Genomic DNA, 24,230 nt, shown 5'->3' on the forward strand with positions numbered 1-24,230 from the left:
ATGATTGAATTTGTTAAGATTAACCTTCTTCCTTATAGGGAAGAAATCAAACAGCGCAAAAAGCAACAATTCAAAGTATTGATGCTTTCGGCATTGTTGATTGGTGCAGGCATGTCGGCATTGACATATTTGACGATTAATAATGCGATCAGCAGGCAGGAAGATCGTAATGCTCTTCTAGAGGGGGAAATTAAAAAGCTGGATGAATCTTTAGGAGAAATCCTAAAACTGCAGCAAGAAAAAGAAAATTTCCTATCAAAAAAACAAAAAGTAGAAGAGTTGCAGGACAAACGTTCGCAAGCTGCTTATATCATCGACAGCTTAAATGTAGTTACTCCCGATAACTCTTATTTGACAGCCTTAGAAGCGGAAAGTTCGACATCTTATAAAATGACGGGTCGAGCAAATAGCGATAATAAGATCGCGATGCTTATGCGTTCTTTGCCAAGTACAGGAGTGTTTGCTCAGCCAGAACTTTTGAGTATTAAGAAAATTGATAATTATCAGGAATTTACTCTGAAGGTTTTGTTGAATAGTTCAAGTCGCCCATCAGTACCCGCACAAAATCCAGTCATTAACGCGACTGAGGCTGGCGAACAGAAGCAAGAGGTAAAATAAATGTCTGTAAATAAATCAAAAAATATTGATATCCAAAACCTCTATTTATTAAATATGCCTGCTAAGTTGTTTATTGCAGGGTTGGCAATAGCGGGGGTCTTGGCGATAGGGTATGTTGGTATTTTCAAAGAGCAACTCGAAACACTTTCTACGCAGGAAGCTAAAGAAGCCGAACTAAAGGAAACATATACGAAAAAAAGTATTGAGGCTGTTAATTTGCATAATCTTCAGGCGGAATTGGCATCTATCCGTTCAGCTTTTGATGTTTTGTTGAAGCAATTGCCAACAGATGCAGAGATTCCTAATTTGATCCAGGAATTGCATCAGGCTGGTTCTGCTAATGGTTTGCGTTTGGATAGCGTTACCCCGCAAGCGCCGGTTAATGATGGTCCAATTCAAAAGTTACCCTATGAAATTTCCATTACGGGTAAGCATAATCAGATTAGCCAGTTCGCTCGCGATGTCGGAGGTTTATCGCGAATTATTACTTTGGAATCTTTAAAGCTTTCCCAAGCAGCAGATGGAAAAGGTGGTAAAGAGGGTAAAAGTGATATCTTAACGCTTAGCGCTACGGCAACAACTTACAAGGCTCGTCCTGCGGAAGAAGTTGCGGCTGAGCTTGCTGCCAAACAGAAAGAAGCTCAGGCTAATGGTAGCGAGACGCAGAACGGTGCTGAAGTTGACAATAAATAAAAGTTATTAGGGAAATCATGAAAAATACTATCTTACTCGTAGGTGTTTTATCTTTAGCAGCATGTTCCCCCACTCATGATGATTTAAATATGTGGATAAAACAGACGCAAGATAAAGCTAAAACTAAGGTTACTCCATTTCAAGCGCCGACGATTACTCCGCCGGCCGCATATACGCCTCCAGCATATAATGGATTAAATGCGTTTGACTATCGACGTTTGGAAAATGCTCCTAAGGGGAATAATGCTCCTAATCTGAATCGTCAGAAAGAAACATTGGAGGCATTCAGTTTAGAAAATATGCGCTATGTCGGTATTTTACGCGGCAATAACAAGACATCTGGCTTTATTGATGTAAATGGACATGTTTATACCGTTATGCCGGGCAACTATATCGGTCAAAATTACGGTAAAATCCAAACGATTACCGAGGATAAAATTACTTTGACTGAATTAATAGAGGATAGTTCTGGTAACTGGATATATCGAAAGGCAGAATTGCCATTAAGTACACAGTCAGATGAAGGTTCAAGTGGTGCTTCGACAGCTGAATCTCGAAGCGAATCTGCCGCAATTCCAAATTAAATTTAAGGGGTCTCACTTTATGAAAACTAAGCACATGACAAAATTTTTTGCCAGTATTGGTGTAGCCATGGCTGTGCAAACTGCTTTTGCAGGTAATATTACTGATATTAATGTATCTACTCTTCCTGATAGCCAAAAAATTATCAAAATCCGTTTTGATCGTGACGTAACCAGTCCGAGCGGTTTTGTTACTTCAGCTCCGGCAAGAATCGCACTTGATTTTGCGAATACTACAATTCGATTGCCTCAATCAGTATTAGAGTATGCTGATCCGTTGTTAAATCAGATTACGGCCGCGCAAAATAATGACCGTTCCCGTATTGTGTTGGGTTTGAATAAAACTGCCCAATACAATACTGAAATTCATGGTAATGAAGTTTGGGTTTTTGTCAGCGAGTCAGCTGACCGAAATTCAGCAATGTCTGTATCAAATAATAAACCTTCTATGCAGGATTCTGTTCCGTCAGAAAAAGCAAAGCAAGTCGCTAATTCTGCGAATATCGACTTCCGTAAAGGCTCACGCAATTCAGGTGTTGTTGAATTAAGCGTTCCGACTTTTACTGGGCAGCCTGATATCAAGCAACAGCGTGATCGTGTCATCATTACATTGAAAAACTACCCGTTACCAACACAAGCACAACGTAGTTTGGATGTAGGTGATTTCAACACGCCGGTAAAAAATATCACTTTAAAACGTATCGGTAATGATACTCAGCTGATCATTCGAAATAGTACAAACTGGGAAGTTCGCACTAAGCCAGCGGCAGGACATTTCACTTTTGAAATTTTACCTAAAGCTGCTGACACAGAGTCACGTGGTTTGAAGGGCAGTAATTCAAATAAATCGTTCAATGGTCGTAAAATTTCTTTAGATTTCCAAGATGTTGAAGTCCGCACTATTCTGCAGATTCTTGCAAAAGAGTCAGGTGTCAATATTGTGGCTAGCGATACAGTAAACGGTAAAATGACTTTATCGCTCAAAGATGTACCTTGGGACCAGGCATTGGACTTGGTGATGCAAGCCCGCAATTTGGATATGCGTCGCCAAGGTAACATCATCAATATTGCGCCGCGTGATGAGTTGTTGGCAAAAGATAAGGCATTCTTGCAAGCGGAAAAAGAAATTGCAGAACTTGGTCCTTTGTATTCACAAACTTTCCAATTGAAGTATAAAAATGTGGAGGAGTTCCGTAAAATTCTTCGTTTGGAAGACAATGGAAGTAGCAATTCCAATGGTCGCAATACCTTGTTGAGCGGCCGAGGTAGTGCTTTGATTGATCCTGCAACAAATACTTTGATTGTTACAGATAATCGAAATGTCATCGAGAAATTCCGTAAATTGATTGATGAGTTGGATGTTCCTACGCGTCAAGTTATGGTTGAAGCACGTATTGTAGAAGCAAAAGACGGATTCTCACGCGATTTGGGTGTTAAGTTTGGTGCTGCCGGTGCAAGAGGACGAAACTCTTGGGGTAATGATTGGTCAGCTGCTCAGGGTAACCACAATACTAACGCTTCAGTATTCCGCGGAGAGTCTGCTTACCCAACTTGGTCTTTGCAGCCTAACGTGAGCCTGCCAGCTACGGCAGCAACAAATAGCATTGCCTTGGTACGAGCCTTGTCATCTGGTGCATTAGGTTTGGAAATCTCTGCTTCTGAAGCAACTGGTAAGAGCAAAACCATTTCTAATCCGCGCGTTCTGACTCAGGATCGTCGAGAAGCTACGATTGAATCCGGTACCGAAATTCCTTACCAAGAAGCTTCTTCAAGTGGTGCGACTTCGGTTTCATTCAAAAAAGCGGTTTTGGGTCTGACAGTTACCCCTAATGTAACTCCGGATGGTCAAATCATTATGACCGTTAAGATAACTAAAGATACTCCGGTCGACTGTACTGTAGATTCTTTGATAACCAAATGTATTCAGACTAAGAACTTGAATACTCAGGCTATGGTTGAAGATGGTGGTACTTTGATTGTTGGTGGTATCTATGAAGAAGACAATAGCGATACTATCAATAAAGTTCCATTGCTTGGCGATATTCCTGTAGTAGGAAACTTGTTTAAATCACGAGCTAAGAAAGAAGAACGACGCGAATTGTTGATTTTCATAACGCCTCGCATCATGGATGGCGTGGGTAGTAATTTGCGTTATTAAGTAAATGAGTTAAAAACGGGCAGATATCTTTTTGATATCTGCCCGTTTTTTTATTTATTCGATTTGGGAATCGGGATTTGTACGTCTAATATAACAGTCAAAGAATTTTAGGAATTTGAAATAAAAAACGATTAAGGTCAATGGGTTACAAATTGATGCGTGGTGCTGGTAGGCATGAGTTTGGATGTGTACCACAAATGGTCCTTAGTATCGTATAAAATGCTTTTATGGAAAAAATCAACGGTAATTTAATATTAATTGGTTTGATGGGTGCAGGTAAGACCACTTTGGGTCGGTATATTGCCCAAATGTTGGATCGCCCGTTTTATGATAGCGATCATGAAATTTGTACCGCATCAGGTGTCCCAATTCCTCTCATTTTTGAAATGGAAGGGGAGCAAGGGTTTCGTAATCGAGAGTCTGCTATGCTAAAGAAGCTGACTGAAATGAAGAATATTGTCCTTTCGACAGGAGGAGGGGCGGTTTTGCGTGAGGAAAACAGGCAAAATATGCGTCGGAATGGTACGGTCGTGTATCTTCATGCTTCGCCTGAAGTTTTGTTAGAGCGAACCCGTTATGACAATAGCCGCCCTTTGTTGCAGGTAGAGAACCCGCTTGCTAAGTTGCAGGAACTCTATAATACCCGTGATCCTTTATATCGAAATACTGCACACATTGTGATTGAGTCCGATAGTTGTGCCAAAACTGTGAAGCGCTTATTTGAGGCATTAAATCAATAATGGATTTGTGATCAATAACTCAACGATAAAGTCTTTTCAGACGACCTTAAATGATGCCGGTGTCTAGAGAATAACAAGGAATCAAGATGCGAACCCTGACTGTCCAAACTCCTTCACATCAATATCCCATTTTTATTGGGAATCATCTTATTGAACAGGCTGATGTTTTATTAAAGCCATATTTAAGTAACAAAGTGGCCATTGTTACGAATGAGACGATTGCGCCCTTATATTTAAAATCTTTTCAGACGACCTTGGATAGATTGGGTATTCCTAGTTTCAGTATTATTCTGCTAGATGGGGAAGAATATAAAAATTGGCAAACGCTCAATCTTATTTTTGATGGCTTAATGCAAAATAGGGCAGAGCGCAAAACGACCTTGATTGCATTAGGGGGAGGGGTTATCGGCGATATGGTTGGCTTTGCTGCGGCGACTTATCAACGAGGCGCGCCATTTATCCAAGTGCCGACTACATTATTAAGTCAAGTTGATTCTTCAGTTGGCGGTAAGACGGCAATTAATCATCCGCTTGGAAAAAATATGATAGGTGCCTTTTATCAGCCTCAGGCAGTGTTAGCGGACTTATCTACACTCCAAACGCTTCCGCAGCGCGAATTATCTGCCGGTATGGCGGAAGTCATTAAATACGGTGCGCTTGGCGATATTGAGTTTTTTGAGTGGTTAGAACAGAACATGACCGATTTGATGATGCAAGATCAGGAGAAACTTGCGCAGGCTGTGTATCATTGTTGCAAAATGAAAGCGGAGATTGTGGCTCAAGATGAGACAGAGCAAGGTATCCGTGCATGGTTGAATCTGGGGCATACTTTTGGGCACGCTATCGAGGCAGAAATGGGTTATGGCGTGTGGTTGCATGGAGAGGCGGTGGCAGCAGGATGCGTGTTGGCCGGAAGATTATCGGAGAAACTGGGTAAAATCCATGAGACGGATACGCATCGTATTGCGGCATTGCTTGAGGCTGCAAAATTACCGTCAGCACCGCCGAAGTTTGAATTTGAAAAATGGATAGAGCACATGAGTCATGATAAAAAAGTGAGTGGTGGTGTCATGCGCTTTATTGGTTTGGATCGTTTGGGTAAGGCAAATATTACGAAGGTTACGGACATGGAAATTTTGCGTCAAACCTTGAGTCCGTATCTATGAAGGTTAAGTAATATCTTCAGAATTAGTCCATAACTTCATATGAAACAGAACAAGTGAAAACTACGATATAAGAGGCTGCCAAAATAATTTCGCTATGGCAGCCTCTTAAAAATAAGGGGAATGTGATGAAGTTGTGAACAAAGAGGATTGAGTGAGACAGATTTGTTTTTTGTATCGGGCACTTGGAAAATTGATTATTTGGAACGTATGCAGAGTTGTTAATCTACGCTGACGTTAATAAATACAAAAAAAGACCTTGTTTTAACAAGGTCTTTTTTATCTGGTGGAGGTAAGCGGGATCGAACCGCTGACCTCTTGCATGCCATGCAAGCGCTCTACCAACTGAGCTATACCCCCGAAATTTGGTGGCGAATCAGGGACTCGAACCCCGGACACAAGGATTATGATTCCTCTGCTCTAACCGACTGAGCTAATTCGCCGTTTCGTGAAGTCGCTATTATATGTTGTTTTGAGTTTTTGGCAAGTTTTATTTTGTGCTTTATGTTTTGTTTTTGTTTTTTAATGGAATAAAACATAGATGAGGTCGTCTGAAACTGTGTTTCAGACGACCTTTGTGTTGTTAAGGGAGGGCGGCGGGAAGTGGTCAGAGTTTGTGGCAGATGTCGCCGAAGCGGAAACCTGTCCAGTCTATGTCGATGTTTTTGCCAAAGGCGATGACTTTGAAGAGTTCACCCATTTCGTGCTGGTCGGTCAGTTTTTGTACGGCAGTGCTGACACGGAGGTAGTCTGCTGTGCCTGGAGGTGCGGTTTGTGCCAGCAGGTCGGTAATGCCTAGGTTGAATAGGAAATGGGACTGAGGTAGGTAGCCGATGAGGTCTAGTCCGCCGTCAGTGCCTGCTTGGGCAATGTCGGTAAAGTTGACATGGGCGGTCAGATCGGTCAGACCGATATGGAAAAACGGATCGTGAATGGTGTGGTGGCGGTAGTGGGCGATGAGCGTGCCTTCGTCGCGTTGCGGGTGGTAATACTGGGCGGCGTCAAAACCGTAGTCGATAAATATCATGCTGCCGCGTGTGATTTTCTGCGCGAGGGTGAGAATAAAGGCGTATTGGGCGGGGTGTAGCTCGCTGGTGTAGGGGTGTTTGGTTTTGGGAAAATAGGTGGCGGTTAACTGGAGGAGGTCGGGTTGTTTCAATGGTCGCGGGCTTTGTTCAAGTTGTCCGTCGGGGTTAATGGAGACGCCGATGTGTTGAAAGGTGTTTTGGGTGCGGCAGATGATTTCGACAGGCATGGCATCGAGGACTTCATTGCCGATGATGATGCCGTCGAAGGATTCGGGCAGTTCGGTCAGGTGAATGACTTTTTGTGCCAGTTGCGGGGTGGTGTGTTCGGCGATGAATTGGCGTTGGCGCTCGGCAAGCTCGGGGGAAAGTTCGATGATGTAGTAATGCTTGAGGTCGTCTGAAAGGCTTTTCAATAAGGTGGCAGCGAGATGACCTGTACCTGCACCGAATTCGTAGATGTTGCCGGCGGTTTGCGGGAGTAGTTCGGCAAGTTGTCGGGCGAAGGTTTGTCCGAACAATGGGGTGAGGGTGGGGGCGGTAATGAAATCGCCGTCTGTGCCGATTTTATGGCTGCCTCCGGTGTAGTAACCGTATTCGGATGTGTAGAGTGCAAGCTCCATGAATCGTGAGAAAGGAATCCAGTTATTTTGGGCTTTTATTTCCTGTGTGATGATTTCAAATAGTTTGGAACTTGAGGCTTGTGCGGCAGGGGAGGGGAGGGGGAGGTGTGCCTTCATAACTGTTAGATAATGTAAAATTTGTGAATTTATTTGTCTATTATAACGTGAACGGAAAAGGGGCGTTTTTTCATTTTTTTATACCATATATTGTGTATAAATGAGATTTTTAATACTACATATTGTGTTTTTAAAAACCAAATCGGGTAAAATGGGTGGTTCGGCTTGTGTGCTTGTTTGGTTAAAATACTGTTTTTTAATGATTTTGTTGTTGCATATGTACTGGGATTTTAGAGTAAGGCGATTTGACCGAGGCGTTAAAATTTTTTATAGTGTGGGCTAGTGGGGCGATGTGGGTAAAAGTGTCTGCATTGCCCAAAAAATTCCGATTTAAACCGATAGGACGAAATTGTGTTTGGTGGCGCTCACGAATTGAGTATTGACAGCAAAGGGCGGTTGGCAATTCCTGCCAAGTTCCGCGATATTTTGCTGCGCCATTATACGCCGTCGATTGTGGTTACTTTGGATTCCCGTGAAAAATTGTTGATGTATCCGGAAGCTGAATGGGCAAAGGTTGTCGAGCAGCTTTTGCGCCTGAAAACAGCGGGGAACCAGATGTTGCAGCGCTACCAAAATTTGCTGCTGCACAATGCGGATACGCTGGAATGGGATAGTGCCGGTCGTGTGCTGATTCCTGCCAATCTGCGCAAACGAGTGGATTTTGAAAAAGACGTTACCTTGGTTGGTCGCGCCAACCGTTTGGAATTGTGGGGTCGTGATCAATGGGAAGCTGAAATGACTCAGGCTTTGGATGATGATCCTGAAGAGTTGGCATTCCAATTAAGTCAAACGGATTTGCAATTGTGAGTAATGCTAAATATCAACATATCACCGTTTTATTAAACGAGGCGGTTGATGCTCTGGCGGTTCGTGAAGACGGTATTTATGTGGATGGGACGTTCGGCAGAGGAGGGCACTCCCGATTGATTTTGTCCCGTCTGGGCAGTCAAGGTCGTCTGATTGTGTTTGATAAAGACCCGCAAGCGATTGAGGCGGCGCAAAAGCTGGCTGAGCAGGATGGGCGCGTTACAGTAGTCCATGACGGATTTTCCAGTTTTCAGACGACCTTGGATAAGCTGGGTATTGAAGAGATAGACGGTGCGTTGTTTGATTTGGGGATTTCGTCCCCGCAGATAGATGACGGCGCACGGGGTTTCAGTTTCCGTTTTGATGCACCTTTGGATATGCGTATGGATCCGACGCGCGGAATGTCCGCTGCAGAATGGATTGCAACAGCATCAGAACAGGATTTGCACGAGGTTATCAAGAATTATGGTGAAGAGCGGTTTAGTCGCCAGATTGCGCGCGCCATTGTTGCGCAACGGACAGAAAGTCCGATCGATACAACCCGCAAGCTGGCGCAGCTCGTGGCGCAAAACGTCCGTACTCGTGAGCGGGGGCAAGACCCTGCGACGCGCACCTTCCAGGCAGTTCGCATCTTTATTAACCGCGAGCTCGAAGAGGTAGAGGCGGTTCTGCCGCAAGTGATGGGTCGTCTGAAACCAGGCGGGCGTTTGGCGGTTATCGCGTTCCATTCGCTTGAAGACCGCATCGTGAAACAGTTTGTCAAAAAGTATTCGCAACATCCTCCTTTGCCGCGTTGGGCGGCAGTGAAAGAAGCGGATTTGCCTCTGCCGCTGTTAAAGGCGGTGGGAAAGGCGATAAAGCCGGGTGTTGAGGAAACCGCTTTCAACCCGCGGGCGCGCAGTGCAGTTTTACGAGTCGCGGAGCGGACGGGCGGTGAGATTACAGAATAAGCATTATGTGGGGCAGGTGTCCTCGGAACAAACAGATTGAGGTCGTCTGAAAATAATGAATAAATTAAATATCCTTTTGTTGGTCTTGGTATCGGTATCTGCTTTTGCGGTGGTCACTGTGCAAGACCAATCGCGTTTGCACTTCATCGCTTTGGATAAAGCGCAAAAGCAGGAAATCAAGCTTGATCAGGACTATGCACGCTTGAAATTGGATCAGGCGCGGCTGGCAAACCACAAGCTGATTAAGGTGGCGGCTGAGAAGCAGCGCCTCAAACCGCCCGGCGCGGATAATACCGTGATGGTGGAACGAAAAAAATAATATAGCCGGCTTATCCGGTACTGTAAAACTGGTGCCGTTAGATAAAGACACGGTTCGGGTGATTATGAATTGAGAATTTAAGATGTTGATTAAAAACGAATATAAACCGAGCATGCTGCCCAAGGCCGCCAAAGCTAAAAAACCCATCACAAGTGATGGGCGGATTTCTTTGGTTTTGTGGCTGATTGCGGCCGCGTTTGTCGGACTGCTGGCTCGCGGCATCTATTTGCAAACCACACAGCATGAATTTTTGAAAAATCAGGGTGACCAACGTTTTGTCCGCACCCTGACACTGCCTGCGTCACGCGGCATGATTACAGACCGTAACGGTGCGACTTTGGCGTTGAGTGCGCCGACTGAATCCTTGTATGCCATGCCTTCCGGTATGGAAGAAATGCCGACTGCCGAACAATTGACCAAGCTGGCAGCAATTGTTGATATGCCTGTTGAAACATTGCAGGACAAATTGGCGAAAAAAGATAAAGACTTTATCTATTTGAAACGTCAGCTCAGCCAAGAAAAAGCCGAAGAAATCAAAGTCTTGGGTATTAAAGGCTTGGCATTCCAGAAAGAACTGAAACGCCATTATCCGATGGGCAACCTGTTCGCGCACGTTATCGGTTTCACCAATATCGACGGTAAAGGTCAGGAAGGTTTGGAATTGTCGCGTGAAGACAGTCTGCATGGTGCGGACGGTGCGAAAGTAGTTCTTCGCGACAATAAAGGCAATATCGTTGATAGCTTAGATTCGCCACGCAACAGCGATCCGAAAAACGGTCAGGACATGGTTTTGTCTTTGGATCAACGCATCCAGACGCTTGCCTATGATGAGTTGAATAAAGCAGTGGCTTATCACAAAGCCAAAGCCGGTACTGTTGTGGTATTGGATGCGCAAACCGGCGAAATCTTGGCTCTGGTCAACAGCCCTGCCTACGATCCTAACCAACCGGGCAGCGCAGATAGCGAACAGCGCCGTAACCGCGCCGTTACCGATATGATCGAGCCGGGTTCTGCCATGAAGCCGTTTACGATTGCAAAAGCATTGGATTCCGGCAAAGTCAGTTTGGCTGATCGCTTTAACACTATGCCTTACAAAATTGGTCCGGCTACTGTACGCGATACCCATGTATATCCTACTTTGGATGTGCGCGGCATCATGCAAAAATCTTCCAACGTCGGTACCAGCAAACTGTCTGCAAAATTCACTCCTAAAGAAATGTATGATTTTTATCATGATTTGGGTGTGGGCGTGCGGATGCACTCCGGTTTCCCGGGTGAGACAGCTGGTCTTTTGAGAAGCTGGCGCAGATGGCAGCCGATTGAACAGGCAACCATGTCTTTCGGTTACGGCTTGCAATTGAGCCTACTGCAGTTGGCGCGTGCTTATACCATGCTGACACATGACGGCGAATTGTTGCCGGTCAGCTTTGAGAAACAGGCGGTTGCGCCCAAAGGCAAACGCGTGATTAAAGCTTCGACTGCGCGTGAAGTTCGTGATTTGATGGTTTCTGTAACCGAGCCCGGTGGTACGGGTACGGCGGGTGCGGTAGATGGTTTCGACGTCGGTGCGAAAACCGGTACGGCGCGTAAGTTGGTCAACGGTCGTTACGTCGATAACAAACACGTTGCCACTTTCATCGGTTTTGCCCCTGCCAAAAATCCCCGTGTGATTGTGGCGGTAACCATCGATGAACCGACTGCAAACGGTTACTACGGCGGTGTAGTGGCAGGTCCGGTCTTCAAGCAAGTCATGGGCGGTAGCCTGAACATCTTGGGCGTTTCTCCGACCAAACCTCTGACTAATGTTGCAGCCGTCAAAACACCGTCTTAATCCGAGTATCAACGAGATTATTTTATGTTCAGCAAGTTAACCCCTTTAGCTGAAACCAACATTCCGCCTCTGCTGTGTGCAAACGCAGCAGGGCGTTTGTTGCATTCAGACAGCCGTCAAATTAAACAAGGTGATATTTTCGTTGCCTGTCAGGGCGAATATACGGACGGTCGCAGTTATATCCCCGCTGCCATTGCCAACGGCGCGGCTTTTGTTTTTTGGGACGACGACGGCAAATTTGCGTGGAATCCCGAATGGAAAGTCCCCAATCAAGGCATCAAAGATTTGAAACACCGTGCCGGTATATTAGCGGCGCAAGTGTACGGCAACGTTTCAGACGACCTCAAAGTCTGGGGTGTAACCGGCACCAACGGCAAAACCTCCATCACACAATGGCTGGCGCAAGCCGCCGATTTGTTGGGCGAAAAAACCACCATCATCGGTACGGTCGGCAACGGCTTTTGGGGCGCATTGGAAGAAACCACGCACACCACCCCCGCCCCCGTCGATGTCCAAACCCTGCTCTACCGTTTCCGTCAACAAGGCGCAACAGCCGCCGCGATGGAAGTCTCCAGCCACGGTCTTGACCAGTCGCGCGTCAACGGCGTGCCATTCCGCAGCACAATCTTCACTAACCTCACCCGAGACCACCTCGACTACCACGGCACGATGGAAGCCTATGGCGCCATTAAGTCGCGCCTGTTTTACTGGCACGGTTTGAAACACGCCGTCATCAACGTAGATGACGAATATGGCGCAGAACTCGCAGGTCGTCTGAAAAAAGACTGTCCTGATTTGGCCGTTTACAGCTACGGCTTTAGAGAACACGCCGACATCCGCATTGTTCATTTCACCGCCTCTTCAGACGGCATGGAAGCCGTATTCCAAACCCCGTGGGGCGAAGGCCGCTGCCGCACTCGCCTGCTCGGACGCTTCAACGCGCAAAACCTTGCCGCCTGCATCGCCTTGCTTTGTGCAAACGGCTATCCGCTTGATAAAGTATTGGATGTGCTGGCAAAAATCCGTCCCGCCTCAGGCCGCATGGACTGCATTATGAACAGCGGCAAGCCCTTGGTCGTCGTCGATTACGCCCATACACCTGACGCATTGGAAAAAGCACTCTCTACCTTGCAGGAAATCAAACCACAGGGTGCGGCTTTGTGGTGCGTATTCGGCTGCGGCGGCAACCGCGACCGCGGCAAACGCCCACTGATGGGCGCAGCAGCCGTACAGGGTGCAGACAAAGTCGTCGTAACCAGCGACAACCCGCGCTTGGAAAATCCGCAAGATATCATCAACGACATCCTGCCTGCCGTGCCCGCGCCCGAATGCGTCGAAGCCGACCGTGCCGTAGCTATCCGTTACGCAGTCGAACGTGCTGCTTCAAGCGACATCATCCTGATTGCCGGTAAAGGACATGAAAACTATCAGGATGTACAAGGCGTGAAGCACCATTTCTCCGATTTTGAAATCGCAGAAAAAGCATTGGCAGAACTCAGGTAAAAATATTTTCCAGATAATTCCTTAAGGCCATTGGCAAATAGGAAATTACACATTACTCCATCTCACTTTTAATAGGCAAAAATATGCAACGTTATACTCCTTTATTCAATGCCTTGCTTGCAGCCGTCCCTTACTTAACCCGTGAAGATTTACCCAAAGCTCCTCCGGCTGAAGATGAGGATTTGGTATGTCATTGGTTATTTAAGCATTTAGGTTGGTATCACGAATCAGGTGAATGGCATTATGCTGATCATCAATTTATGGAGTATATGGAGTGGAAAGAACCGCATTTAAAATTAGGGAAGTTTTATCCTATACAAAAGCTAGGCATTGAAATAGATGCGACAGGAATTGATGACGAAGTATGCAAACGTACATTAGCAGAATTTTGCGCTCACGAAGGTATTCCCGTGCCGGATGATCAAGGTGAATTGGAAGATCTTTTTGAGAGTGAAGAGATGGAAATGTTTGCAATGTTCAATGATAGTAACTATGTCTTAGAGGCTTACGATGCATTACTTAAGCCTCATGGGCTTCGGTTAATAGACATTGGTTATACCGAAAATGCCTTCCTACTGATGGTAAAAGATGATGAGGCAGTGGGAAATGTGGAGCAGGCACTGATCGATTTGGGATATGTCGATGTTGAAGAGTAATTTTTGAGTATATACAGACAGAGAGGAGTCACCTTAGGGCAGAGAAGTTTTGCTGTACTTCGTATTCGACTTATCGATTCCACTATAAATTTGACAACAATGTAATCAATTTTCAGACGGCCCGGCAGCCTTAAGGTCGTCTGAAAACGTTTATCCCCCACAAAATAAAAGCAACACAACCCACGCATTACGGCACGTCAGCCATTAAACCCATCACAGTTGTTTCAGACGACCCTGATTTGGAATTTTAAAGGTCGTCTGAAAAACAAGGAGACCGATTTGATGCTGAAAATGCCGATAAAAACCTTTTTAATCAGTGCAGCCATGATTTTATTTGCGGGCTGTACCACCAAACAACTGCCGCGCCCGAACGCCGAAATTGCCGAGCTGAGGGCGAAAGAACCGCCGTCGGCGCAAAGCCTGCCCAATCCTGTTAAAGGCAAGCGTTTTGACGACACTTGGGGCGCGGCGCGCAGCCAGGGGCGCAGACATGAAGGTGTGGATATTTTCGCCAAGAAAAACACGCCGATACGCAGCACGACGCCCGGTATCGTAACCAAAATCGGGCGCAATCGATTGGGTGGCAAAGTCATCGGCATCCAAGGGCCGGGCGCATGGCACTACTATGCCCACCTCAACAAATTCGCCAGCATCCGCCTGTATGAACGCGTGAAAGAAGGACAGGTCATCGGCTATGTCGGTAAAACCGGCAATGCCAAAACTACGCCCGCCCATTTGCATTACGGCGTTTATTTGCCAAGTGGTGCGATTAATCCGTATCCGTTGATTAATCAGGACAAATAGGTCGTCTGAAAAAAGAGTGAAGAGATGAACGCAAAGATAAAAGCAGCGAACATTATAGGTATGGAGGCAGTGTTGGCTGCTGATGTACTGGGTGTTTGTTCTGATTTTATCGAATGTTTTCGGACGTAAAGTATTTCGCGAATAATTACGTAAATATTTCTGATGGGTATTCTGGGGATTTTGCCGTGATGGCGGGTGACTCAATACTGAGCCTAAACTGCATGATGAGGCGAATACAGTAGCCTTTCAGGCTGCCTGAAAATTTGTTTAGCTATATAAATAAGGAAAATTCAGATGAACGTCAAATCTCTCATTCTTAGTGCTGCAGCTGTTTTTATGCTCAACGGCTGTACTGGTCTACTGTGGGAACAGGAAGGCTTCTTTGCCGGCAGCCGCGGCATGACTCACAAGGAGCAGAAAATAACAGTTAAAAAAGCAGGGACAGACCAAATCCGTGCTTTTGCAAAAACCCAATCTGAGAGTAAAACCCTGCCGCCCAACCGTCTGTTAATGATGGGTGACAAATACTGGTATCTTGTTGATGAAGATGATTCCAAAGCACTGGTGCCGGTTTTGGGTAGCAAGCTCTCCCAACGTTTTACCATCAGTCAAATACATCCCAAAACAGGCAAATCGGTAAATCAAATCAAAGAGCTGCATGTCGGTATAGAGGAAGACAAATTTACTATAGATAGTCTATGTTTGAATTACAGCATCAGTCCTAACCTTCCTGATTCAGAGCAACAGCGGGAGCAAAATATGTTGGAACAGCAATCGTTCAAACATGAGGGAAATAACTACCAACGCTGTTTCGGTCAGGTCTGGGGTCAAGTATACAACAAACCAGACAATCTACCAGCCGAATATCGTTTTGAACAAAGCATACCCGTCCAGCTCTATACTGTTTCCAAAAAGGACGTTAAGAAAGTAAACGGTAAAATCGTTGCACGCAATATCGTCCTTACGCCTTTGACCTTGGCAGGTGATATTGTTATGTTTCCATTATATGTCGTACTTTTGATTTCTGAGTTTTAACTGACTGCAATTATACCCTCCGCGCTACTCTGACTGAAAAAACGGCAAACCTATGGTGTTGTGTTTCTCCGATTATCAGGAGGGTGAAAAACGGTGGTTGAGTGTAATCAGGTCGTCTGAAACAAGAGTGAAGCAATGAACGCAAAAAAATTGGTCAAGGCAACGAACATCATCGGTATGGTGGCAGTAACACTGCTGGTGTACTGGGTGTTCGCGTTGATATTGATTCAAGTTTTCGGACTCAAGGTGTTCCGCGAACACATTACAGAAATTTTCCTGATGAGTATTCTGGGGATTTTTGCTGTCATGGGCGGTACGTTGATGTTGAACATCATGTTGAATCTGACCCGTATTGCCGAGCGCGGGCAGGAAGAAGAAGTCCGTGGCGGTAGGAAAACCTTATATCTGCTGTTGGCGGTATTTCCTTTGTTAGCGGCATTGTTGTTCGGTGGCAATTACCTGACAATTCAACAAAAACGCGATATCTTGATCCAATCGTCGGAGCGTATCGTCAAAGACAATCCTGCTCAAATAGATGCGTTGATAGATTACCGTTTCGACTTGGCGTATATCAGAAAAACGTCGGAAATCCTGGATTTGATGGCTAAAGACGATTCATCTTTTAAGTCTGCCGTGATTATCGTGCCGGATAAGATCGACAACAAACCGGTTTATCTAGCTTTTTCAGCCGACTCCTCCCGTCTTACCCTGAGTGACGAAGCCGTGCCTGCCGCCAATCAGAATGCAGAAGGTAGCGATAATTTTGTCGTGAATCGAAATGGTGAGAAAGTAGCGGTCAAGAAAACCGACTATGTCTATTCCCCGGATTTGAAAGAGCGTGAATACCTGCAAAAAGTATTTGCCGGACAAACACAGGAAATGCGCTATGAAGCGGAAGATGGTCATTACAGCCTCTGCCACCCTTACCGTAAAAACGGTAAAACCATCATCTTGTGTTTCTCCGATTATCAAGAGTATGGAAAAATCGGTAGTTGAGTGTGGGAAAATCGGTTTCAATAGTAAAGGAATACGTCAAGTGAATGATTTACAAGAAGTATTGCTGAATAAGTATGTAGAGATTTTAAACAAACCGGAACATCAGAACTTGTTGCGTGCAATTAGCAATAAAGACAATAAATTATCCAATATCCATTTGGGCTTTGTCCCTGAGCATTATGAAAGCGCAGAACATAAAATTCTGATTGTCGGTCGAGAAACACGAAGTTGGTACGATAGCAAGAAATTTGATGAATATCATGCCGAAAATGTAAGGCAACTGATGTCGTTAAGCAAAGATTTTATTTGGCGGAATTTGACTGGGGATTTAAAAAGAAACACAAAAGGAGCAACATTTTTCAATTTCGTCCGCAAGGTTGCCAAGCGAAGTGGGAATGAAGGCATCTTGTGGGCTAATATTTTTGCGGTGGACTATAAAACTAAACATCCTAAACATTCGGATTGGTTCGAAGATATAAAAACACTTTCCTGTAAATTGTTACGTGCCCAAATTGAAATTTTAAAGCCACAGATTATTCTTTTCGTGAGCGGAGACGGCGGCGTAGCGGCGCGGAGGGAGTGCTTTCCTGATTTGTCCGGCTCAGGTCAAGGCATAAACGGCTTGAATAAGGGAAAACTGGAAAAATTTTCTTTTGAAGGTAATAAGGAAATAATATGTTACCGAGCACCTCATCCCAGTACCAGAAATCGAGAAGGAAGGCGTGCTTTAAAGGTGCTCGTCGAAGAGTTGCTGCCTTCTGCCAAAGTGTAAAATGCCTTTGCAACAAAATGCCTGTTTGAAAAAAACAAACGAAAGAAACCATGAAACCACTAGACCTAAATTTCATCTGCCAAACCCTCAATCTTCCGACGTCGTCTGAAAACAAACCTGTTTCGCGCATCGTAACCGACAGCCGCGACATCCGCGCGGGCGATGTGTTTTTCGCATTGGCGGGCGAGCGGTTTGACGCGCATGATTTCGTTGAAGACGTATTGGCTGAGGGTGCGGCGGCGGTTGTGATTTCGCGCGAAGATTGCGCTGCTTTGGACGGCGCGTTGAAAGTCGATGACACGCTTGCCGCCTTGCAAACGCTGGCGAAGGAGTGGCGTGATAATGTGAATCCGTTTGTGTTCGGCATTACCGGTTCGGGTGGCAAGACGACGGTGAAGGAGATGCTGGCCGCGGTATTGCGCCGCCGTTTCGGCGATGATGCTGTGTTGGCGACGGCGGGTAATTTCAACAACCATATCGGGCTGCCGTTGACTTTGTTGAAATTAAACGAAAAACACCGCTATGCCGTGATCGAAATGGGTATGAACCATTTCGGCGAACTGGCAGTTTTGACGCAAATCGCCAAACCCGATGCCGCCTTGGTCAACAACGCTTTGCGCGCCCATGTCGGCTGCGGTTTTGACGGTATGCTCGATATTGCCAAAGCGAAAAGCGAGATTTATCAAGGCTTGGGCGAAGATGGATTGGCTTTGATTCCGTGCGAAGACGAACATGCCGCAGTGTTTCAGACGAGCTCCCAAGGTCATCAACAACAGACATTTGGCGTCGATAGCGGCGATGTCCACGCGGAAAATATCGTGCTGAAACCTTTGTCGTGCGAATTTGATTTGGTGTGCGGCGACGAACGCGCCGCCGTGGTGCTGCCTGTTCCCGGCCGCCACAATGTCCATAACGCCGCTGCTGCTGCCGCGCTGGCTTTGGCGGCTGGTTTGAGTTTGAACGATGTGGCGGAAGGTCTGAAAGACTTCAGCAATATCAAAGGTCGTCTGAACGTCAAAGCCGGCATCAAAGGCGCGACCCTGATTGACGATACTTACAACGCGAACCCCGACAGCATGAAAGCCGCGATTGACGTGTTGGCGCGTATGCCTGCGCCGCGTATTTTTGTGATGGGAGATATGGGCGAATTGGGCGAGGACGAGGCCGCAGCCATGCACGCCGAAGTCGGCGCGTACGCCCGAGACCAAGGCATCGAAGCAGCCTATTTTGTCGGTGATAACAGCGTCGAAGCGGCGGAAACATTTGGTGCGGACGGTTTGTGGTTCGCCGCCAAAGACCCGTTGATTCAAGTGTTGAGCCACGATTTGCCCGAACGCGCCACCGTGTTGGTGAAAGGTTCGCGCTTTATGAAGATGGAAGAAGTGGTCGAGGCATTGCTCGATAAAGAGGTCGTCTGAAAATGAACAGGAGCGGCTTTGTGAAAGCCTTATTGCTGATTGTCGCGCTGGTTGGTGCGTTTTATGCCGGAATGCGGACGCAGGCGTATCTTTATGAAGACCTTTGTCTGGATTTGGGCGGCGGCAAGCATCCGGGCAATTATCCGATTTGCGTGATTGAGAAAGACGCGAACGCCGCCTCCGCTCCATAACGCCGCCAGCGGTCTGGATAACGGATAAAAGTTCCCTAAAAACTTGAATATAAAGTGAACTTCATTAAGCCCTGACTGTCATAACCTGCTTGATAATCTACAAAGGTCGTCTGAAAATTTTCAGACGACCCCAAAACCAAACTTTAAAACGGGCGATAAGCCCAATGTAACAACAAAAACAAAAGGAAGCCCCATGTTTTTATGGCTTGCACATTTCAGTAACTGGTTGTCCGGTCTGAATGTCTTTCAATACACCACATTCCGCGCCGTCATGGCAGCCTTGACCGCCTTGGCGTTTTCCCTGCTGCTCGGCCCATGGACCATCCGCAAACTGACGCAATTAAAAGTCGGGCAGGCAGTGCGCACCGACGGGCCGCAAACCCACCTCATCAAAAACGGCACGCCAACCATGGGCGGTTCGCTGATTCTGACCGCCATCACCGTGTCCACAATCTTGTGGGGCAACTGGGCAAACCCGTATATTTGGATTCTTTTGGGCGTATTGCTCGCCACGGGCGCACTCGGTTTTTACGACGACTGGCGCAAAGTCGTCTATAAAGACCCCAACGGCGTTTCTCCCAAATTCAAAATGGTGTGGCAGTCGAGCGTCGCCATTGTCGCCGCGCTTGCCCTGTTTTACCTTGCGTCCAATAGCTCCAACAACATCCTGATCGTTCCCTTCTTCAAACAAGTTGCCTTGCCGCTGGGCGTAGTCGGCTTTGTCGTCCTGACCTATCTGACCATCGTCGGTACTTCCAACGCCGTCAACCTGACCGACGGCCTTGACGGACTTGCCGCCTTCCCCGTCGTCCTCGTTGCCGCCGGTCTCGCCATCTTCGCCTACGCCAGCGGACATTCGCAATTCGCCCAATACCTGCAACTGCCTTATGTCGCAGGCGCGAACGAAGTCGTGATTTTTTGTACCGCCATGTGCGGCGCGTGTCTTGGATTTTTGTGGTTTAACGCCTATCCTGCGCAAGTTTTCATGGGCGACGTCGGCGCGCTGGCTCTGGGTGCGGCACTCGGTACCGTTGCCGTCATCGTCCGCCAAGAGTTCGTCCTCGTCATCATGGGCGGTCTGTTCGTCGTCGAAGCCGTGTCCGTCATGCTTCAGGTCGGCTGGTATAAGAAAACCAAAAAACGCATCTTCCTGATGGCGCCTATCCACCACCACTACGAACAAAAAGGCTGGAAAGAAACCCAAGTCGTCGTCCGCTTCTGGATTATCACCATCGTCTTGGTGCTAATCGGATTGAGTACGCTGAAAATCCGCTAAGTTTCTTCCCTTTTCCAACGTTCACATTTTCAGACGACCTGATGAGATTCATCGGGTCGTCTGAATTTTTAAGCGGATAGGGCAGATGAATGGATGCCACGAGTCCATGCGGTGTCGGGGCGGTGGTGACTAAAATCCGCCACATTCATTTTCAGACGACCCCTTGCCATATCAAGCTGATATAATCCCCGCCAATCATAATTTACATGGAGTCATCATGCAGTTCTCGGCATTCGGCGAAAAATTCACGCAACACAGCGGCATCCTGCAACTTATGGACGACCTCGGCGACGCGCTTAAAAGCGACAAGCCCGTCAACATGCTCGGCGGCGGCAATCCGGCGCGAATTGCCGAAGTCAACGCCGTGTTCGCCGACGTATTTTCCAAGCTGGCAGCGGAACACGCCGTCGAGAACATCGGCAACTACTCCAATCCCCAAGGCGATGCCGCGCTAATTGACGCGCTGACCGCCTTCCTCAACCGCGAATACGGCTGGAACCTGACCGCCGACAATATCGCTCTGACCAACGGTTCGCAAAACGCGTTTTTCTATCTTTTCAACCTTTTCGGCGGCAAATTCAAGGTTTCAGACGACCTTTCCGTAGAGAAAGCCATCCTGCTGCCGCTCGCGCCCGAGTACATCGGCTATGCCGACGTGCATGTCGAAGGGCAGCACTTTGTTTCCGTGAAACCCAAAATCGAAGCTGTCGAACACGAAGGCGAAGCAGGTTTCTTCAAATACCGCGTGGACTTTGACTCATTGGAAAGCATGCCCGAGCTGAAAGAAGGCAAAATCGGCGCGATTTGTTGTTCGCGCCCGACCAACCCGACCGGCAACGTGCTGACCGACGGTGAAATGGCGCGGCTGGACGCTTTGGCGCAAGAACACGGCATTCCGCTGATTATCGACAACGCCTACGGAATGCCGTTCCCCAACATCATTTACAGCGACGTGACGCTGAATTGGCACGAAAACATCATCCTCTGCTTCAGCTTTTCCAAAGTCGGCTTACCGGGCGTGCGCACCGGCATCATCGTCGCAGCCCCCGAAGTCGTCAAAGCCGTCAGCAGCCTGAACGCGATTGTGAACCTGTCGCCCACCCGTTTCGGCGCAGCCATCGCAACACCCCTATTGCAAGACGGTCGTCTGAAACAGCTTTCAGACGACGTCATCCGACCGTTTTACCGCAATCAGGCGCAAACTGCCGTCTCGCTGCTCAAGCGCGAGTTGGGCGCGTATCCGCTGAAAATCCACAAGCCCGAAGGCGCGATTTTCCTGTGGCTCTGGTTTGAAAACCTGCCCGTTTCGTCGCAAACCCTGTACGAAATGCTCAAAGCCGAAGGTACGCTGATTATTCCGGGCGAACATTTCTTCGTCGGCATCGACACACAAGATTACCCGCATGCCCACGAGTGCATCCGCATGAGCATCGCGCAGGACGCGGAAACGCTGGAAAAAGGCATCGCCGCCATCGGCAGGGTGGTGCGCGGGTTGTATGATGCGGGTAAACAGTAAAGTTGAGAGCCATTCAGTCAAAAGGTCGTCTGAAAACAGTTTCAGACGACCTTTTTCTATTTCATGTGTCGAATAATAATAAAAATCTAACAAAAATAAAAATTCAATTAATAATAACAATATTAAATTGAAGTCATAGTTTTAATAGGCAAAATCTTTCTGTATAGTCTTATTCATAGCTTAAGAAAAAGGAAAAACAAATGTCGATACAAGAAATTTATGAATGCCAAGAAACCAGCTACGAATATGCCTTTCGGCAAATCGTTTTATAAACCACCAACCATTTCACAAAGGAAATCATCATGACTACCTCCAAATGCCCTGTAACCCACCTGACCATGAACAACGGCGCGCCCGTTGCCGACAATCAAAACAGCTTGACCGCAGGCGCGCGCGGCCCGTTGCTGGCGCAGGATTTGTGGCTGAATGAAAAACTTGCCGACTTCGTGCGCGAAGTCATCCCCGAACGCCGTATGCATGCCAAAGGTTCGGGCGCGTTCGGTACGTTCACCGTAACGCACGACATCACGAAATACACCCGCGCCAAAATTTTCAGCGAAGTCGGCAAGCAAACCGAGATGTTCGCCCGTTTCACCACCGTGGCAGGCGAGCGCGGCGCAGCTGATGCGGAACGCGACATCCGCGGCTTTGCGTTGAAGTTCTACACCGAAGAAGGCAACTGGGACATGGTCGGCAACAATACGCCCGTTTTCTTCATGCGCGACCCGCGCAAATTCCCCGACCTGAACAAAGCCGTCAAACGCGACCCGCGCACCAATATGCGCTCCGCTACGAACAACTGGGACTTCTGGACGCTGTTGCCCGAAGCCCTGCACCAAGTTACCATCGTCATGAGTGACCGCGGCATCCCCGCCAGTTATCGCCATATGCACGGCTTCGGTTCGCATACTTACAGCTTCTGGAACGAAGCGGGCGAGCGTTTTTGGGTGAAATTCCATTTCCGCAGCCAGCAAGGCATTAAAAACCTGACCAACGAAGAGGCCGCAAAAATCATTGCCGACGACCGCGAAAGCCACCAGCGCGACCTGTACGAAGCCATCGAACGCGGCGAGTTTCCGAAATGGACGATGTACATCCAAGTCATGCCTGAAGCCGATGCGGAAAAAGTGCCGTATCATCCCTTCGACCTGACCAAAGTTTGGCCGAAAAAAGACTATCCGCTGATTGAAGTGGGCGAATTCGAGTTGAACCGCAATCCCGAAAACTTCTTCGCCGATGTGGAACAATCCGCCTTTGCACCGAGCAACCTGGTGCCCGGTATCGGCGCCAGCCCCGACAAAATGCTGCAAGCCCGTTTGTTCAATTACGCCGACGCGCAACGCTACCGCCTAGGCGTGAACTTCCGCCAAATCCCCGTCAACCGCCCGCGTTGCCCCGTCCACAGCAACCAGCGCGACGGACAAGGCCGCGCCGACGGCAACTACGGCAGCCTGCCGCACTACGAACCCAACAGCTTCGGCCAATGGCAGCAACAGCCCGACTTCGCCGAACCGCCTTTGAAAATCAACGGCGACGCGGCGCACTGGGACTACCGCCAAGACGATGACGACTACTTCAGCCAACCGCGTGCCTTGTTCAAGCTGATGAACGACGCGCAGAAACAGGCTTTGTTCGACAACACTGCCGCCGCCATGGGCGACGCACCTGACTTCATCAAATACCGCCATATCCGCAACTGCCAACGTTGCGACCCTGCCTACGGCGAAGGCGTGGCGAAAGCCTTTGGACTGACCGTTGAAGACGCACAAGCCGCCCGCGCGACCGACCCGGCATTGGGTCAGCCCGGTTTGCTGTAAATGGGAGGAGCTATGTGGATAGAGATTGAAGAATTGTTATCCCACGCAATCCGATACCGTAAACCGTAAACCGTAAACCGTAAACCGTAAATTATTAATATCAGAGAGATACGCAAAACAAAAAGGTCGTCTGAAAATTTTCAGACGACCTTTTATTTCAAATCTTCAAAAGATTATTTTTTGTTCAGCGAGTCGCGGATTTCGCGCAACAGCAATACTTCTTCGCTAGGCTCTGCAGGTGCTTCTTCAGCAGGCACTTCGGCTTTTTTCATAGAGTTCAATGCTTTGATAACGGCGAAAATCGCAGCAGCAATGATCAGGAAGCTGATAACGGAGTTGATGAACAGGCCGAGGTTCAGGGTAACGGCACCGGCTGCTTGAGCGGCTGCCAAGTTGGCATAGCCTTCTGCGGGCGCTTGCGCACCGTTTTTCAGGGTGATGAACAGGTTGGAGAAGTCAACGCCGCCGATCAACAGGCCGATAGGGGGCATGATTACGTCGTCAACCAAAGATTTAACGATGCCGCTGAATGCAGTACCGACGACCATACCGACTGCCAAGTCGATAACGTTGCCGCGCATAATAAACTGTTTAAATTCTGAAGCAATAGACATAAATGTC

Annotated in this window: 23 protein-coding genes and 2 tRNA genes; 21 read left to right on the forward strand and 4 right to left on the reverse strand. The window is 47.6% G+C overall.

Annotation, left to right across the window (positions count from 1 at the left end):
• The 6 genes from HMPREF2572_RS07325 (at position 1) to aroB (ending at position 5,956) form a co-directional block, all read left to right on the forward strand.
• A complete protein-coding gene (locus HMPREF2572_RS07325) occupies positions 1-618 on the forward strand; it encodes a PilN domain-containing protein (protein WP_070497321.1) in 618 nt (205 codons plus the stop codon).
• Entirely contained in the window at positions 619-1,311 is a 693-nt protein-coding gene (pilO, locus tag HMPREF2572_RS07330) for a type IV pilus inner membrane component PilO (RefSeq protein ID WP_070497323.1), read from the forward strand.
• 17 nt (positions 1,312-1,328) lie between these two features.
• Positions 1,329-1,895 carry a pilus assembly protein PilP gene (locus HMPREF2572_RS13450; RefSeq protein WP_083294186.1) on the forward strand — a complete coding sequence of 189 codons (567 nt, stop codon included), beginning with the start codon at positions 1,329-1,331 and terminating at the stop codon, positions 1,893-1,895.
• A 19-nt stretch (positions 1,896-1,914) separates the two neighbouring features.
• Positions 1,915-4,050, forward strand: coding sequence for a type IV pilus secretin PilQ (locus HMPREF2572_RS07335; protein ID WP_070497403.1), 2,136 nt, complete (start codon positions 1,915-1,917; stop codon positions 4,048-4,050).
• A 227-nt stretch (positions 4,051-4,277) separates the two neighbouring features.
• Positions 4,278-4,790, forward strand: a complete 513-nt coding sequence (locus tag HMPREF2572_RS07340) for a shikimate kinase (protein WP_070497325.1) — start codon at positions 4,278-4,280, stop codon at positions 4,788-4,790.
• An 86-nt stretch (positions 4,791-4,876) separates the two neighbouring features.
• Positions 4,877-5,956, forward strand: coding sequence for a 3-dehydroquinate synthase (aroB, locus tag HMPREF2572_RS07345; RefSeq protein ID WP_070497327.1), 1,080 nt, complete (start codon positions 4,877-4,879; stop codon positions 5,954-5,956).
• 281 nt (positions 5,957-6,237) lie between these two features.
• On the opposite strand, the gene HMPREF2572_RS07350 is transcribed toward aroB, so the two are convergent.
• The 3 genes from HMPREF2572_RS07350 to HMPREF2572_RS07360 all read right to left on the reverse strand — a co-directional run bounded on the left by HMPREF2572_RS07350 (position 6,238) and on the right by HMPREF2572_RS07360 (position 7,718).
• Positions 6,238-6,313: transfer RNA gene (locus HMPREF2572_RS07350), tRNA-Ala, on the reverse strand.
• Positions 6,314-6,319: 6 nt separating this feature from the next.
• Positions 6,320-6,396, reverse strand: a tRNA-Met gene (locus HMPREF2572_RS07355).
• A 164-nt stretch (positions 6,397-6,560) separates the two neighbouring features.
• Entirely contained in the window at positions 6,561-7,718 is a 1,158-nt protein-coding gene (locus tag HMPREF2572_RS07360) for a class I SAM-dependent methyltransferase (protein WP_070497329.1), read from the reverse strand.
• 351 nt (positions 7,719-8,069) lie between these two features.
• Between HMPREF2572_RS07360 and mraZ the strand changes: the two genes are divergently transcribed.
• The 15 genes from mraZ (at position 8,070) to katA (ending at position 23,609) form a co-directional block, all read left to right on the forward strand.
• Entirely contained in the window at positions 8,070-8,525 is a 456-nt protein-coding gene (gene mraZ, locus HMPREF2572_RS07365; protein WP_016687214.1) for a division/cell wall cluster transcriptional repressor MraZ, read from the forward strand.
• On the forward strand, positions 8,522-9,475 hold the full coding sequence (gene rsmH, locus HMPREF2572_RS07370; RefSeq protein WP_070497331.1) for a 16S rRNA (cytosine(1402)-N(4))-methyltransferase RsmH: 954 nt from the start codon (positions 8,522-8,524) through the stop codon (positions 9,473-9,475). The genes mraZ and rsmH overlap by 4 nt, the downstream gene beginning before the upstream one ends.
• Positions 9,476-9,530: 55 nt before the next feature.
• The gene (ftsL, locus tag HMPREF2572_RS07375) at positions 9,531-9,794 is read left to right on the forward strand and encodes a cell division protein FtsL (protein ID WP_003761340.1); all 264 of its coding nucleotides are present in this window, start codon (positions 9,531-9,533) and stop codon (positions 9,792-9,794) included.
• An 82-nt stretch (positions 9,795-9,876) separates the two neighbouring features.
• Positions 9,877-11,625 (forward strand): peptidoglycan D,D-transpeptidase PBP2, encoded by a 1,749-nt coding sequence (locus HMPREF2572_RS07380; RefSeq protein WP_070497333.1) that lies wholly within the window; start codon positions 9,877-9,879, stop codon positions 11,623-11,625.
• 24 nt (positions 11,626-11,649) lie between these two features.
• Positions 11,650-13,128: a UDP-N-acetylmuramoyl-L-alanyl-D-glutamate--2,6-diaminopimelate ligase gene (locus HMPREF2572_RS07385; RefSeq protein WP_070497335.1), complete on the forward strand. Its 1,479-nt coding sequence runs from the start codon at positions 11,650-11,652 to the stop codon at positions 13,126-13,128.
• An 83-nt stretch (positions 13,129-13,211) separates the two neighbouring features.
• Positions 13,212-13,784 carry a hypothetical protein gene (locus tag HMPREF2572_RS07390; protein WP_049223492.1) on the forward strand — a complete coding sequence of 191 codons (573 nt, stop codon included), beginning with the start codon at positions 13,212-13,214 and terminating at the stop codon, positions 13,782-13,784.
• A gap of 282 nt (positions 13,785-14,066) precedes the next feature.
• Positions 14,067-14,588: a M23 family metallopeptidase gene (locus HMPREF2572_RS07395; protein WP_070497337.1), complete on the forward strand. Its 522-nt coding sequence runs from the start codon at positions 14,067-14,069 to the stop codon at positions 14,586-14,588.
• Between the two features lie 294 nt (positions 14,589-14,882).
• A complete protein-coding gene (locus HMPREF2572_RS07400) occupies positions 14,883-15,623 on the forward strand; it encodes a hypothetical protein (RefSeq protein ID WP_070497339.1) in 741 nt (246 codons plus the stop codon).
• Between the two features lie 135 nt (positions 15,624-15,758).
• The gene (locus HMPREF2572_RS07405; protein ID WP_070497342.1) at positions 15,759-16,619 is read left to right on the forward strand and encodes a peptidase; all 861 of its coding nucleotides are present in this window, start codon (positions 15,759-15,761) and stop codon (positions 16,617-16,619) included.
• Between the two features lie 40 nt (positions 16,620-16,659).
• Complete coding sequence (locus tag HMPREF2572_RS07410) at positions 16,660-17,391, forward strand: uracil-DNA glycosylase family protein (RefSeq protein WP_148132304.1); 732 nt, start codon at positions 16,660-16,662, stop codon at positions 17,389-17,391.
• A 50-nt stretch (positions 17,392-17,441) separates the two neighbouring features.
• Positions 17,442-18,809 carry a UDP-N-acetylmuramoyl-tripeptide--D-alanyl-D-alanine ligase gene (gene murF / locus HMPREF2572_RS07415; RefSeq protein ID WP_070497345.1) on the forward strand — a complete coding sequence of 456 codons (1,368 nt, stop codon included), beginning with the start codon at positions 17,442-17,444 and terminating at the stop codon, positions 18,807-18,809.
• Between the two features lie 2 nt (positions 18,810-18,811).
• Positions 18,812-19,000 (forward strand): hypothetical protein, encoded by a 189-nt coding sequence (locus tag HMPREF2572_RS07420; RefSeq protein WP_070497347.1) that lies wholly within the window; start codon positions 18,812-18,814, stop codon positions 18,998-19,000.
• A 193-nt stretch (positions 19,001-19,193) separates the two neighbouring features.
• Positions 19,194-20,276: a phospho-N-acetylmuramoyl-pentapeptide-transferase gene (mraY, locus tag HMPREF2572_RS07425; protein ID WP_049229010.1), complete on the forward strand. Its 1,083-nt coding sequence runs from the start codon at positions 19,194-19,196 to the stop codon at positions 20,274-20,276.
• Between the two features lie 217 nt (positions 20,277-20,493).
• Positions 20,494-21,792: a valine--pyruvate transaminase gene (locus HMPREF2572_RS07430; protein ID WP_070497350.1), complete on the forward strand. Its 1,299-nt coding sequence runs from the start codon at positions 20,494-20,496 to the stop codon at positions 21,790-21,792.
• A 302-nt stretch (positions 21,793-22,094) separates the two neighbouring features.
• Positions 22,095-23,609 carry a catalase KatA gene (gene katA / locus HMPREF2572_RS07435; protein ID WP_070497352.1) on the forward strand — a complete coding sequence of 505 codons (1,515 nt, stop codon included), beginning with the start codon at positions 22,095-22,097 and terminating at the stop codon, positions 23,607-23,609.
• Positions 23,610-23,782: 173 nt separating this feature from the next.
• On the opposite strand, the gene mscL is transcribed toward katA, so the two are convergent.
• Positions 23,783-24,223 (reverse strand): large conductance mechanosensitive channel protein MscL, encoded by a 441-nt coding sequence (mscL, locus tag HMPREF2572_RS07440; protein WP_070497354.1) that lies wholly within the window; start codon positions 24,221-24,223, stop codon positions 23,783-23,785.
• Between the last annotated feature and the right edge of the window lie 7 nt (positions 24,224-24,230).

Origin of the sequence: Neisseria sp. HMSC064E01, assembly GCF_001808875.1 — a bacterium.
Lineage (GTDB): Bacteria > Pseudomonadota > Gammaproteobacteria > Burkholderiales > Neisseriaceae > Neisseria > Neisseria sicca_A.